General features: G+C 37.1%; 11 protein-coding genes, 1 other RNA gene and 1 other annotated feature. Of the genes, 4 read left to right on the top strand and 8 right to left on the bottom strand.

Translation table 11 applies throughout. The features are described 5' to 3' along the window. Positions 1 to 80: 80 nt before the first annotated feature. Together LDK52_RS03195 and cymR are read right to left on the bottom strand one after the other, a co-directional pair. Complete coding sequence (locus LDK52_RS03195) at positions 81 to 1,211, bottom strand: cysteine desulfurase family protein (RefSeq protein ID WP_277584505.1); 1,131 nt, start codon at positions 1,209 to 1,211, stop codon at positions 81 to 83. 10 nt (positions 1,212 to 1,221) lie between these two features. Continuing rightward, complete coding sequence (gene cymR, locus LDK52_RS03190) at positions 1,222 to 1,644, bottom strand: cysteine metabolism transcriptional regulator CymR (protein ID WP_277584504.1); 423 nt, start codon at positions 1,642 to 1,644, stop codon at positions 1,222 to 1,224. Between the two features lie 136 nt (positions 1,645 to 1,780). Between cymR and LDK52_RS03185 the strand changes: the two genes are divergently transcribed. Beyond that, on the top strand, positions 1,781 to 3,067 hold the full coding sequence (locus tag LDK52_RS03185) for a replication-associated recombination protein A (protein ID WP_277584503.1): 1,287 nt from the start codon (positions 1,781 to 1,783) through the stop codon (positions 3,065 to 3,067). 806 nt (positions 3,068 to 3,873) lie between these two features. Here the strand turns inward: LDK52_RS03185 and LDK52_RS03180 are convergent. The 3 genes from LDK52_RS03180 to ssrS all read right to left on the bottom strand — a co-directional run bounded on the left by LDK52_RS03180 (position 3,874) and on the right by ssrS (position 5,164). After that, positions 3,874 to 4,068 (bottom strand): hypothetical protein, encoded by a 195-nt coding sequence (locus tag LDK52_RS03180; RefSeq protein ID WP_277584502.1) that lies wholly within the window; start codon positions 4,066 to 4,068, stop codon positions 3,874 to 3,876. A gap of 60 nt (positions 4,069 to 4,128) precedes the next feature. After that, entirely contained in the window at positions 4,129 to 4,890 is a 762-nt protein-coding gene (locus LDK52_RS03175; RefSeq protein WP_277584501.1) for a tRNA threonylcarbamoyladenosine dehydratase, read from the bottom strand. Positions 4,891 to 4,979: 89 nt separating this feature from the next. After that, a non-coding RNA gene (ssrS, locus tag LDK52_RS03170) (6S RNA) lies at positions 4,980 to 5,164 on the bottom strand. 191 nt (positions 5,165 to 5,355) lie between these two features. Here ssrS and LDK52_RS03165 point away from each other — a divergent pair. Then, positions 5,356 to 5,982, top strand: a complete 627-nt coding sequence (locus LDK52_RS03165; RefSeq protein ID WP_277584500.1) for a LysE family transporter — start codon at positions 5,356 to 5,358, stop codon at positions 5,980 to 5,982. A 70-nt stretch (positions 5,983 to 6,052) separates the two neighbouring features. Then, positions 6,053 to 7,288: an MFS transporter gene (locus LDK52_RS03160; RefSeq protein WP_277584499.1), complete on the top strand. Its 1,236-nt coding sequence runs from the start codon at positions 6,053 to 6,055 to the stop codon at positions 7,286 to 7,288. 53 nt (positions 7,289 to 7,341) lie between these two features. Here the strand turns inward: LDK52_RS03160 and LDK52_RS03155 are convergent, their stop codons facing one another. The 3 genes from LDK52_RS03155 to hisS form a co-directional block, all read right to left on the bottom strand. Then, positions 7,342 to 7,608: a YqhV family protein gene (locus LDK52_RS03155; protein ID WP_277584546.1), complete on the bottom strand. Its 267-nt coding sequence runs from the start codon at positions 7,606 to 7,608 to the stop codon at positions 7,342 to 7,344. 844 nt (positions 7,609 to 8,452) lie between these two features. Continuing rightward, complete coding sequence (aspS, locus tag LDK52_RS03150; RefSeq protein WP_277584545.1) at positions 8,453 to 10,225, bottom strand: aspartate--tRNA ligase; 1,773 nt, start codon at positions 10,223 to 10,225, stop codon at positions 8,453 to 8,455. Then, the gene (gene hisS / locus LDK52_RS03145; RefSeq protein ID WP_277584498.1) at positions 10,222 to 11,511 is read right to left on the bottom strand and encodes a histidine--tRNA ligase; all 1,290 of its coding nucleotides are present in this window, start codon (positions 11,509 to 11,511) and stop codon (positions 10,222 to 10,224) included. Before hisS ends, aspS begins: the two co-directional genes overlap by 4 nt. A gap of 56 nt (positions 11,512 to 11,567) precedes the next feature. Further along, positions 11,568 to 11,804 (bottom strand) — a binding site (T-box leader). Between the two features lie 113 nt (positions 11,805 to 11,917). On the opposite strand from hisS, the gene LDK52_RS03140 reads away from it, so the two are divergent. Further along, positions 11,918 to 13,483 carry an N-acetylmuramoyl-L-alanine amidase family protein gene (locus tag LDK52_RS03140; protein WP_277584497.1) on the top strand — a complete coding sequence of 522 codons (1,566 nt, stop codon included), beginning with the start codon at positions 11,918 to 11,920 and terminating at the stop codon, positions 13,481 to 13,483. Positions 13,484 to 14,057 lie beyond the last annotated feature (574 nt).

Genomic DNA, 14,057 nt, shown 5'->3' with positions numbered 1-14,057 from the left:
CTCTTTTCGCTAAAATCTTAGCCTTCATTGTAGTATTCAAACTCAAACAAAATGAAGTTAAACCTTTAGTTGAGTTTGAACTATAATACTATGTTGCTTATTTTTTGTGCAGCTTCCATCACTTGTTCTTTTGTATTGTACAGGCCAAAGCTAAAACGAACTGAATTGCGCAGCTCTGGTGTATTTTCACCATACATTGCTACTAGTACATGAGACGGATCAATCGAACCGGCAGTACAAGCAGATCCACTAGATGCGTCAATACCCGCTAAATCTAATTGCACTAGAAAAGTTTCCACATCTGTCTTGGGAATACTAATATTTAACACATGTGGAAGTACGGATTCCTGGGTGCCATTAACTTTAAAAGGAACATGTAGTCGCTCCAATTCGGACAGAAAAACTTGCTTTAATTGACTATAAGTTAGAATGCCCTCTGTAATAGCAATCTGTTTCAGTTGGACTGCCTTTGCAAATGCAACAATAGCCGGCACATTTTCTGTACCTGCTCGTTTTTTTCGCTCTTGCTGTCCTCCGTAAAAAATCGGTTTAAGAAAAACACCTTTTCGTTGATATAAAAAGCCGATCCCTTTAGGTCCATTTATCTTATGACTGGAAACACTTAGTAAGTCGATATGAGCCGTCCGAACATCTATTGATAAACTACCATATGCTTGTACAGCATCTGTATGGAAATAAGCTGGATGATCCTTCAATAACTCTCCAATTTCCTCGATAGGTTGAATAATACCAACCTCATTGTTTGCAAACATAATGGAAACTAAAATAGTATCTTCTCTTAGCGAATTATTCAAGTCATTGATACTGACCAATCCATTTTTGTCTACTGGAAGATAAGTTACGTCAAAACCATCTTTTTCAAGCTGCTCACATGCGTGAAGCACAGCATGATGTTCAATTTGAGTTGTAATTATGTGCTTACCTTCGTTCTTCCTAGCGTAAGCAGTTCCAAAAATAGCGTAATTATCTGCTTCCGTTCCTCCGCTAGTAATTGTAATTTCCGTTTCATGGGCTCCAATACTTTTAGCTAAAATGGTTCTAGCATCATCTACTTTTTTTCTTGCTTTTCTACCCGTTTGATGTATGCTAGATGGATTTCCAAACTCTTCCTTCATTTCAGCTGTATAGACTTGAATTACCTCTTCAGCCATTGGTGTTGTGGCAGCATGATCCAAATATATTCTAGTCATATTAAACTCCTTATATATAAAACATATATCCAGGGTTATCTGGATCTTCTTCAGTATATTTTGCTAAGTCTTCAATCGTAGTTGTGTCTAGTACACTTTTTACGGCGTCTCTTATACGCATCCATAATTCACGCTGTGGGGGAGCTTCCTCTTCAATACCCTCAACGATTTGAATCGGACCCTCTAGAACTCGAATAACATCTCCTGCAGTAATTTCATTAGGTGTTTTTGATAGCATATATCCACCATATGCCCCTCTTACACTCTTCACAAGTCCTGCATTTCTAAGAGGTGATACAATCTGCTCTAAATATGCTTCAGACAAATTATATTCAGCAGCAATTTGTCTTAGTGCAATTGGACCTTCCCCGTATTGCTTCCCCAGAGCTACTATTATCGTTAAACCGTATCTTCCCTTAGTTGAAAATTTCACTATAATTCACCTCATATGATTAAAAAAATTCTTTCACTAGTATAGCATAATTACTCACTATATCGACTTCAAAATGACTTTTTAGACAATCTTCTATATAATAAAAGAACAAACGTACGAAAAAGGAGAGATCATTTTGCAAAATGAACCTTTAGCATATCGGATGAGACCTCAAACGATTGATGAACTCGCTGGACAAGAGCATGTGATCGGAGAAAACACTGCTTTATATAAAATGATAAAAAACGGACATGTACCCTCTATGCTTCTATACGGTGATCCAGGAGTTGGCAAAACATCTCTTGCTTTTGCCATTGCAGGTACGACAAAGCTACCCTTCGTTGCACTGAATGCTACAAAAGCTGGTAAAAAAGATGTGGAAGATGTAGTAGCAGATGCTCGTATTAGTGGAAAAGTTATTTTATTTCTAGACGAAATTCATCGCTTCAACAAGCTACAGCAAGATACACTGCTTCCTCACGTAGAGAATGGATCGATTATTCTAATCGGTGCAACAACAGAAAATCCCTTTCATGATGTAAATCCAGCAATAAGATCACGTTGTGGAGAGATTAAACAACTCAAAAGACTTACAACGGATGATATAGATTTACTTTTAATAAGAGCCTTGGACGATAAAATAAAAGGCCTTGGTCAATTGAACATTCAAATTACGGAACAACAAAGAAAACTAATGGCAGATGCTGCTAATGGGGATGCTAGGAAAGCTTTAACCTTGTTAGAATCTACTATTTTCGCTAGTTTTGAAGAAAACGGAGTAACTGTTGTAGAGGATTCCACCTTAAATAGTTTGGTAGATCGGGTTGGTGTTTTCGGAGATAAAAAAGGCTCTCATTTTTACAACTTACTTTCAGCCCTACAGAAATCTGTTCGTGGAAGCGATACGGATGCTGCTCTCTATTACTTGGCACATCTTTTAGAAAATGGAGATTTAGTAGCTGTATCGAGACGATTACTGGTGATGAGCTATGAAGATATTGGACTTGCTAACCCAGCCGTTGGACCACAAGTGTTAGCCGCTATTCAATCTGCTGAACGTTTAGGATTACCAGAAGCAAGAATCCCCTTAGCCAATGCAGTTGTACTTATGTGTTTGTCGGAGAAGTCCAATTCTGCCTATTCGGCATTAGATGCTGCTATTGGAAGTATTCATCAAGGAAAAACTGGCGATATTCCAAGTCATTTAAAGGATACGCATTATGCAGGAGCTGCCGATTTAGGTCATGTTGGATATATTTATCCACATGACCATAAAATCGGTACTTTCGGAGGTTGGGTCAATCAAACCTACCTACCAGATAATTTAGTAGGTAGTACGTTTTATAAACCGGTTGAAGCTGGAGAAGAAAAAAGATTAGCTGCTATTTATAAACGACTAGAGAATTTTAAAAAAGAAAAATAAAAAGAAACCTATAAAGTCAAAACCTGTTTCTACTGTTTACGATGGGCTTTGGACAGACAGTTTGCTATATGATTACCGAGCAACGTCTAGGGATACTTGGTTGGTCGTGACGTCCATCACAACCAACCAAGTATCCCTTTTTTCCGGTAATTTTATGGCATTTGTCTATCCGTCACCCTCGTAAAACTCTTAGAAACAGTTTAGTGCATTTTTTGTTAACTAGAGAAAAGATACTTCCTTATTCATAGAGGAAGCTCTCGAAGATGCAATTTCGTTCGCTCTTTTGCTTCTTTATTTAGGTAACACTTTCTATTTCCCTTTATTTCCACAAGTGTAAAAGAAAATCTACTTTCTTCATCCTTCATTAGAGAATTGTATTACTAATTTAAAAGGCGATTAATATAACTTTATAACTCTCTAAAATTTGTTCAATCTTATAATCTAAGCGATAGGCTACGCTATATCTTCGAAGGGAGTATTACACATTATATTGATTGGAGTGTAAGGTGACGACTCCTGTGGGAACAGCAAATGTTTTCTGCCCCGATAGCGAAGCGTCAGGTGCACGAGCTGAAAGCCCCGCAGGAGCATATGTTTTCGTAGTGACGAGGAGATTGAAGCCTTGCCACGGAGGCCAACAGGATGTTGGTCACAAAGGCGTTGCCACACGACGTGGCTCTCTTAGCCTTTGTACTCCACTGAAACGGAAATCAGTAGTAATACTCAATCTTTTAAGTCCAATTTTATATACTTTAATCATTAAAAAAATCCAGCCCCCTTAGAAAAGGGACTGGATTATTTATGGATTAAACACCCATCTTGCGTCTTGTGTTACTTACTTTTTTAGTCTGTTGACTTTTCATTTTTTGACTTCCGGCAGTACCATTAAGGGAAGTTTTGCCACCTGCTGCTTGATTCTTTTTATCTTCAAGTTTTTGCTTAACAGCTTCTTGAAGCGTCATTTTCTTTTTAGGTTCTTCTTGATTATTTGTTTCAGTCATCGTATTTCCCTCCTTTATATATAGATTTAGTATAAATCATCAGGAAAAAACTTCAAGCAATTACTTTACCCGTTCAAGCGGAATTTCTCTTGTAATATCATTTATTACCCAACTAGCACATATTAATCCAACTGTAGACGGTACAAATGCATTAGATGAAGGGGGCATTTTTGCTTTTCTAATGGTAGCTTCTGGTTTCCCGACGGTTCCAACTACATCTTCTCTAACTACAATAGGATTCTCATCTGAAAATACAACTGGAATTCCTTTCGTTATACGGTCTTCCTTGCGTAACTTTTTACGTATTACTCTCGCAATCGGATCGGTATGTGTTTTAGAAATATCTACAATTTTAAATCGAGTTGGATCCGTTTTATTTGCAGCACCCATACTAGAAATAATTTTAATATTACGTTTTAAACATTCTTTCATTAAGTGAATTTTATAGATAATTGTATCGGAAGCATCAATGACATAATCTATATTCATCGCAAAAAATTGCTCATAAGTTTCTTCCGTATAAAACATATGCATGTCGATCACTTCACACTCCGGATTAATGTCCGCAATTCGTTCTTTCATCACTTCTGATTTAGATCGGCCAATCGTTGATATGTATGCTACTAATTGACGGTTAATATTAGTAATATCTACATTGTCTTTATCTACTAAAATAATTCGTCCCACACCACTTCGCGCACATGCTTCCGCGGCGAATGAACCTACTCCACCAACACCTAAGATGGCGACTGTCGTATCCTTCAGTAATTCTACACCCTGTTTACCTACTGCAAGTTCATTTCTAGAAAATTGATGTAACATAAAAAACACTCCATTTAAATCAGATTAGTAGGATTAAACCCCAAGAAAAAACCTCCAGCAAATACGCCAGAGGATATGGAACAAATGATACGAATCCCAATCGTGCCGACAAATAGAGCGTATCGTTTTGAACCCGCAAGACGCAGGTGGGTGTCCTCTTTACTAATCCTGGCGTCCCGGTTAAGGGCATGTCATTCATAATAAAAGTTAGACTCCCGACGATATAATTGTTCGGTCAAAACTGATTGGCAAATTGCGAACACATCAGGATTCGTGTTAGTTGTATAATAGCACATGGATTATATAAATTCAATCATTTCGCCATAGACTTAACTAACTATTCTGAATAATAGGTAAATGGAATTATTTGATTTTCGCTTATCTTTCATAATATTTAGCTCCTTAAGTTGTAAGGTTAGTCCATCATGAATATGATGCATCATATAACAAAAATGGAGGACATGAATGAATTCCTTAAGTACATATTTCTTGTTAGGGATATCCTTGGCAGCACCGATTGGCCCTGTAAAAGCGACACTGCTAAACACCGGAATAAAAAATGGTTTTTTCCACGCATGGTTTTTTGGACTAGGGGCAATAGTAACAGATATAATTTATATGCTAATGGTTTACTTTGGAGTAGGTCAATTTATCGATTCTCCATATATGCGAATATTTTTGTGGTGTTTTGGTTTTTTTGTCCTTATGTATACAGGAATTGAAAATTTATTGACGTTAAACAATATTTCTATGGACCCCAAATTCCGAAAAATTGTTCGTTTACGTCACTCTATTTTAGCTGGTTTACTAATGGCTTTTTTAAATCCATTAACCATTCTATTTTGGCTTGGTATTTACGGATCCATTTTAGTGAGTGGTGGCGGTGAAATCTCTGGTATTGAAACCATTATCATCAGCATGGCTATATTACTTGGTATTGGACTGGTAGATTTTATCATGGCCTTTTCATCAAGTAGATCACGAAATTTTCTATCCACCTCAGTATTAAAAGCCATTTCATTTATTTCTTCTTTATGTATGATTGGTTTCGGCATTTATTTTGGCATGCAAGCTTTTCAAGCCTTGTTTTAAAAGTCTCTGTACGTATATTGTAATGCTCGAAGGAAAACATACCTTAAAGATCATTAGTTGAGGTGTGCAAATGATGAAGAATAACAATCAAGCGGACAATGTTAGTATTTGGTGTGTTATAAGCATGGCCTCTATTCCACTCGTCATGACACTTGGTAATTCTATGCTAATTCCTATTTTGCCTATTTTAGAAAAAAAGGTAGGGATCAGTTCATTTCAATCGAGTATGATTATTACTAGTTATTCCATTGCAGCTATTTTCCTTATACCAGTGGCGGGTTACCTTTCCGATCGTTTCGGAAGAAAGATTGTTATTTTACCAAGCCTGATACTTGCGCTACTAGGAGGAATTGTCGCCGGTTTTGCCTCATGGAAGATAGCCGATCCTTTTTTTTGGATAATTATTGGTAGAATCCTTCAAGGTATAGGAGCGGCTGGTGCCATGCCAATAGTATTGCCACTTGTTGGAGATTTATATAAGGATGACGATGAAAAAACCAGTTCCTGTCTCGGTATTATCGAAACCTCCAATACTTTTGGTAAGGTTTTAAGCCCTATTCTTGGATCTATTTTAGCAGCAGTTTTATGGTTTTTACCCTTTTTTTCTATATCAATTTTCAGTTTAATTTCCATCGTAATGATATTTTTCTTTGTAAAAGTACCGAAAGAGAAAGATGAACCCATAAAATTCAAAGACTTTTTGAGTAACACAAAAAAGACAGTTAAAAAAGAAGGGAAATGGCTTTTAACAGTCTTTATAAATGGCGCATTTGTTATGCTTCTATTATTTAGTGTTTTGTTTTTCTTATCCGAAATGCTGGAAAAAACGCATAATATACAAGGAATAAAAAAAGGATTTGTGTTAGCCATTCCACTACTTATGCTTTGTATCGCTTCATTTATAACTGGTCGAAATATTAAAGGAAATGTTTCCACTATGAAAAAAATGACGATGATTTGCCTAATAGTTATGTCTATAAGTGTAGTATTTATAGGATTTACAAAAGAAAAACTAATTCTCTTATTAGTTATCACGAGTGTCATGGGAATAGCTATAGGTGCTTTGCTGCCAGTTTTAGATGCTCTGATTACGGAAAATATAAATAAAGAAGAGCGAGGCACTATCTCTTCTTTTTATAGTTCTGCAAGGTTCATCGGAGTTGCAGCTGGACCGCCAATCATGTCACTAGTCATGAAAAATCACCTTAATATTAGCTATATAGTCGCTGGCATAATCGGCATTGCCCTCTTTTTTCTTGCCATGAAACTTATCAAGGTAGAAGATATTGAGGGACAAAATCATTAAGTATAACCAAAATGGACTGGAAAGCTATATGCTAACCAGTCCATTTTATATGTTCACTTTGATTTTAAACTATAAAGAATGAGTAATATACCCACAAATAAGCAAACCATTCTTGTTAAGGAAATCTTTTCAGAGAGGCCGCTTAAACCTATTCCGGTTGTTACTATTAAAACAACTGGACCTACTAAAGCAAGTAAGGAGTTAATATATAAAGCTTTTTCCAAATCATTAAATTTAATCATAAGCATAGCGGCCGATAATTCAATGCTTCCCGAAAGTAATCTTAGTATGATAATAAATAATAGTGCTTTTTCAATAATCAGTAGCTTCTACCCCTCTTTGATAAAAGAATATGTACTGTTAAAATTATATGTATGGCATAAATTTTATATTTGTCTCAGCGTAAATAAGTTTATAAAAGCATATTAGGTAGTGGAAACTGAAGTTCGTTGATTTCTGCTCCAGGCGGACGCTTTGCGGGCACGGCTTCAATCTCCTCGGGCCAACAGGATGTTGGTCACGAAGGCGTTGCCACATGATGTGGCGCTCTTAGCCTTTGTCCATTTCAAACGTTCCTGCGGGGCTTTCAGCTCGCACTGTTCCCGCTGGAGTCGCCGCTTCCACGCCAATCAACAAAGTCGATTTTCATCAAGATGAATATAAATAATGAAGTCTTGTAAATATTCATGTTTTTAAATGAAAAAAATATATATTATAGGGGATTTCTTTACAAGAAGAGGAACCTTAGAAACACTGTAAATGTTGGCTATGACGGGTGCTCTCATAGGTATAGCTTCAGTTTCCTTTAGTAATAAGGTTGACACCAAACGATTTTAGCTCGATATTATATCTTCATTAACTCTCAATAATTATTTCTTCTTAGCGATATGCTCTGCAAAATCTTATTGTTGGGTACTACTCCCTTTTTGATTGTAGTTTAAGGGGGCGACTCCGGTGGGATGAGTGAGACAGATGAGATATCACAGCGACGCGTAGCGACCGGTGATAGCTCATCGCTCACCCCACGGAACGCGTCCACCTGTAACGGAAATCTACAGTATCATTAGATAGATTTTACTTTGTAAGAGAGTTTAGGGTCAAGAAAATCTTTAATCAAAAAAAGGATTCATCATGACTAATGTCATGACAAATCCTTCGTTATAATTACTTACTTTTCAATTTTAAGCTCAAGCTTAGCTCATCTAATTGAGCCTCTGACACTGGGCTTGGTGCAGAAGTTAACAAATCACTTGCACTTGCTGTTTTCGGGAATGCAATCGTATCACGAAGATTCGTACTACCTGTAAGAAGCATTACTAATCTATCTAGTCCAAATGCAACTCCGCCATGTGGAGGTGTTCCATATTCAAAAGCTTCCATTAGGAAACCAAATTGAGCTTTCGCTTCTTCATCCGAAAATCCAAGGATCTCGAACATTTTTTCTTGCACTTCTCTAGAATAAATACGTAGAGAACCTCCGCCCAATTCATAACCATTTAACACTAAGTCATAAGCTTGCGCGCGTACTTTACTTGGTTCAGTATCCATTAATGCAAGGTCTTCATCAAAAGGTCTTGTAAACGGGTGATGAGCTGCGTAGTAACGACCTTCTTTTTCATCATATTCAAATAATGGCCAGTTAACTACCCATAAGAATTCAAAGCGAGATTCATCAATTAAATCAAGTTCTTTCCCAAGTTTTAAACGTAATGCACCTAATGCATCTGCCACAACAGATGTTTTATCAGCAACAAATAATAATAAATCTCCAGCTGTTGCTTCTAATGTTTGAATAAGGCTTGTAGCTTCTTCTCCCTCGAAGAATTTAGCAATCGGACCTTTCAAGCCTTCCTCTTCCACTTTCAACCAAGCAAGCCCTTTGGCACCATAAACACCTGCAAATTCTCCGAGAGCATCTATATCCTTACGTGAATAATTAGCTGCCGCACCTTTGACATTAATCGCTTTTACTTGCCCACCAGTTTCTATAGCGGAAGTGAAAACTTTAAATGAACTATCTTTCACTAACTCCGAAAGATCAACCAGTTCTAGTCCGAAACGAACATCCGGCTTATCTGATCCAAAGCGATTCATCGCTTCATCATAATTCATACGATTGAAAGGAGTCGTAACGTCTATTCCTTTCACATCCTTCATAATCTTTTTCATCATACGCTCGTTCATTTCCAAAATTTCATCCATCGATAGGAAACTCATTTCCATATCGATTTGAGTGAATTCTGGTTGACGATCTGCACGTAAATCTTCATCGCGGAAGCATCGAGCAATTTGATAGTATTTTTCAAATCCACCGACCATTAGTAGTTGTTTAAACAACTGTGGGGATTGAGGAAGTGCATAAAATTCTCCATCATGGACTCGACTTGGCACTAAATAGTCTCGTGCTCCTTCTGGAGTAGATTTAGTCAAAATAGGCGTTTCCACTTCCAAGAATCCTTCATCATCTAAGAAGCGTCTGACTGTTTTCGTAATATCTGAACGCATTTTAAATGTGTCATACATTACTGGTCTTCTTAAATCTAGATAGCGATATTTTAAACGAATATCTTCCCCAGCATCTGTTTGGTTTTCAATTGCAAAAGGAGGATTTTTAGCTTCGTTAATAATGAGCGCTTCTGTAGCATGTACTTCAATTGCTCCAGAGGAAATATTTTTGTTTACTTGGTTTGCAGCACGTGCAACTACCGTACCTTTTATTTCAACGATGTATTCATTGCGTAGTTTATCTGCAATTTGAATAGCTTGCTCGGAAATTTCAGGATTGAAAACTACTTGCACAAGCCCTGTGCGATCACGTACATCAACAAATATTAATCCACCTAAATCTCTACGCTTTTGTACCCATCCGATTAATTGGACTGATTCACCGATTTGTTGTTCATTTAATTGTCCACTCGTATGTGTTCTACTCATTATTCTTCTGCCCCCAACTGTGTTGAACTAGTCTTAATATGATCTACTAATGAACTAAATGGAACTAAGCTTTGTGCACCTGTGGCTAGATCCTTTACCATAGCACTGTCTTGTTCTAATTCATCATCACCGATCACCAATACATATTTTGCCTGTAAACGATCGGCTGATTTCATTTGCGTTTTCATTTTACGGTCTAAATAATCCATATCTGCAGTAATTTTTTGTTGTCTAAGTTGATACGTAAGTTCAACCGCTTTTTTCTTAGCAGCTTCCCCTAGTCCAATGACATAGACATCTAATGTAGACTTTTCAGTCCATTCATTGTTTTCCGCTTCAATAGCTAACAATAGTCTTTCAATACTCATGGCAAATCCTATTCCAGGAGCATCTGGACCACCAAGCTCTTCTACTAGACCGTTGTATCTTCCCCCACCTGCTAGTGTTGTAATTGCTCCAAAGCCTTCTGCAGCACTCATAATTTCAAATGCAGTGTGGTTATAATAATCTAATCCACGTACCAGATTAGGATCTATTTCGAATGGAATATTTAAAATCGTTAAATATTCTTTTACTTTTTCGAAATAAGCAGCTGACTCTTCATTTAAAAAATCTGCTAAAGATGGTGCCGTTTCCATTAACGGATGATTGTGATCTACTTTACAGTCCAATATACGTAGAGGGTTTTTTTGTAGTCTGTTTTGACAATCCGAGCAAAATTCTTCTATATGCGGCTCAAAGTGATTAACTAAGGCTGTTTTATGAGAAACTCTACTTTCCGTATCCCCAAGTGAATTAATAACAAGCTTCAGCTTTTTCAACCCTGCATTTTGATAGACGGACATTGCTAAAGAAATAACTTCTGCATCAATTGCAGGATCAGCACTACCTATTGCTTCAATACCAAATTGCACAAATTGGCGATACCTGCCTGCCTGTTGACGCTCATAACGAAACATTGGTCCCATATAGTAAAGCTTCACAGGCTGATTTGCGTAACCGAACATTTTATGTTCAACAAATGCTCTTACCGCGGATGCAGTACCTTCTGGTCGTAATGTAAGGGAACGATTCCCTCTATCTTGGAATGTATACATTTCTTTTTGAACAATATCCGTCGTATCTCCAACACTTCTAGTGAACAATTCAGTATGTTCAAAAACAGGAGTTCTAATTTCTTTGTACTGATACATACGACATTGTTCTCTAATTAGTGCTTCTATTGCTTGCCACTTACCAGATTCTGATGGCAAAATATCTTGTGTTCCTCTAGGTACTTTAATATCCATGGCAATTGCCCCTTTCCATTTCCATATAAAAAAGCCCTCATCCCCTGCTATAAATAGCAAGGGACGAGAGCTTATATAAGCTTCCGCGGTTCCACCCTAGTTGGTCAAAAATATTGACCCTCTCAATTCTGGATAACGACCAGTTCCGTTTTTGCCTACTAAAGAAAATCTCTTTCGACAAAAAACCTCTCGAATGTTGTTCACTGAATTCGTATGTAGGAAAGATTTCAGCCACGTCTTTCCTTCTCTTATCATCCGTTTTAGTCAGCTACTTTTTCGGTCATCGGTTTGTTTTAGTTTTTGATTATACTTTATCTTAATGACGTAAGACAAATAAGTCAACCCTTTTGAAGAAAAGGTAGAATTTTTTGGTCAGACTACTTACAATGAGTATAGAGGTGATTCAATGAACGCTAAAATACTACATAAAATGACGATTAGTTTTCTATCTGCTTGCTTACTATTACCTTACTTGCCGGTAAATGCGCAGGAGAATGAAGTGAATGTAACTGTCGGTTCATTAAAAGTACGGTCAGGTCCGGGCCTTACATACGATACGATCGGTGCTGTTACAAAAGATGACAAATTAAACGTCATCGACAAAGAAAACGATTGGCTTCAAGTAAAGTTTGGTGATACTACCGGATGGGTTGCAAGTCAGTACACAACAAAAGAATCGCTTGAGTTGACAAACAAGCAGATCATATCGAAAGTAAATCGTTTGAATGTTCGAACGGAACCTACTACCTCTTCCGCAGTTATAGGTCAATTACAAGAGGGTGATTCTGCAAATGCCTACAAATCACATGAGGATTGGATTGAAATTGATTTTCAAGGTAGAAAAGGATGGATCAATCAATCCTATATAACAGTGGCCGAACAAACCGCAAATAAAAGTACGAGTCCTGCAGAAAAAGTATTTGAAGTATCTGTCGATGCATTAAATGTTCGTTCAAAGGCAGATTTAACTTCCAAACAAATAGGAATAGTTAATAAAGGGGACCAATTTCCAGTTATTGATTCTGATCATAATTGGGTGCAAGTAGAACTAGAAAATGGAGAAAAAGGTTGGCTGTATAGCTTCTATGGCACCTTCACTACCACTTCAATTACTACTACTTCTGAAAGTATGGATGCTGCCACAACAAATGGATCTATCACTATTCTCTATAATGGTACAAACCTTCGCAAAGGTAGTACTACGGGTAGTGAAGTAGTTTCAAGAGCAGATGCTGGTACTTCATATTCAGTATTAGAAAAGATCGATGATTGGTATAAAATTATGTTAGAAGATGAGCAAACAGCTTATGTAGCTAGTTGGTTAGTTTCTTCTTCATCCACTACAGTTAATGTAACGGAGCAATCAGAAGATAAAAGCAAAGTGGAAAAGGAAGATAAAAAGAAAGTCGATCGTAAGAAGGGTACCTTAAAAGGGCTAACTATTGTCATCGATGCAGGCCATGGTGGAAATGACCGTGGGACAACTGGTGCTCTTGGAACAGATGAAAAAGATATTACATTAATTACTTCTGAATTACTGTCATCCAAATTACAAGCTGCAGGAGCCAATGTAATTTTGACAAGAGAATCAGACGAGTTTGTAGACCTTCGTAAACGAGTAACCATTGCACACCAAGTTGATGCTGATGCATTCATCAGCTTGCACTATGATGCAATCGAAAATAGTTCCGTAAAGGGTTTCACGACCTATTATATGCATAGTTATCAAAAGGAATTGGCTCAATATGTCCATAAAGGGCTTGGTAATATGATTTCCTTGAAAGATAGAGGTACTCAGCCAGGGGATTATTTGGTATTACGAGAAAATAAACAGAATGCTATTTTAATAGAGTTAGGTTATTTAAGTAATCCTTCCGAAGAACGAAGTGTAACTACTCAAAACTATCGAGAACAAGCTACACATGGTATATATAATGGAATTATTAATTATTTTGATGATCAATTAGAATAGATTTTTGATACAATATGAATTAATTGGAAAAAAACGCCAACTTCTTTAAATTCAAGACCTGTTACTATTGTTTTTGAAGGGCTTTGGACTGACGTTTTGCTATATTATTACCGATTGAATTTTTAGGGATGTTGGTTAGGTTGTGACGAACGTCACAACCTAACCAGCATCCCTTTTTTCGGTAATCTTATAGCGTTTGTCTATCCTTTCCCCTCCTACAACTATTAGAAACAGGTTAGTGCTTTTTTGGCTAACTAGAGAAAAGATACTTTCCTAATCATAGAGGTTAGATGATGACAGTCTAAGTGCGCGACATCGTGGTGCTCCTGCGCAAAATAAAAAAACATTCGCAACGACTGCCTGACCCGCATCGTGCGGGCCCGATGATGCAATTTCGTTCGCTATTTCGCATCTTTATTGGGTAGATACTTACTATTTTTCCTTATTTCCACTAGTAAAAAAGGAAATCTACTATCTTCATCCTTCCTTACAGAATAATATCCCTAATTTAACATTCGATTTTATCACTAGATTAATTTGATTACTCATATCATCCAAGCGAAAGGCTATGCTA

It is taken from the genome of Psychrobacillus antarcticus (genome assembly GCF_029533155.1).
Lineage (GTDB): Bacteria > Bacillota > Bacilli > Bacillales_A > Planococcaceae > Psychrobacillus > Psychrobacillus antarcticus.
Note: the sequence above shows the minus strand (reverse complement) of the source record. Positions and strands in the feature narration are given on the sequence as shown.

Coding starts and splice junctions, on each gene's coding strand:
- LDK52_RS03195 (WP_277584505.1), bottom strand. CDS start 1,211: ATGACTAGAATATATTTGGATCATGCTGCCACAACACCAATGGCTGAA.
- LDK52_RS03180 (WP_277584502.1), bottom strand. CDS start 4,068: ATGACTGAAACAAATAATCAAGAAGAACCTAAAAAGAAAATGACGCTT.
- LDK52_RS03175 (WP_277584501.1), bottom strand. CDS start 4,890: ATGTTACATCAATTTTCTAGAAATGAACTTGCAGTAGGTAAACAGGGT.
- LDK52_RS03165 (WP_277584500.1), top strand. CDS start 5,356: ATGAATTCCTTAAGTACATATTTCTTGTTAGGGATATCCTTGGCAGCA.
- LDK52_RS03160 (WP_277584499.1), top strand. CDS start 6,053: ATGATGAAGAATAACAATCAAGCGGACAATGTTAGTATTTGGTGTGTT.
- hisS (WP_277584498.1), bottom strand. CDS start 11,511: ATGGATATTAAAGTACCTAGAGGAACACAAGATATTTTGCCATCAGAA.
- LDK52_RS03140 (WP_277584497.1), top strand. CDS start 11,918: ATGAACGCTAAAATACTACATAAAATGACGATTAGTTTTCTATCTGCT.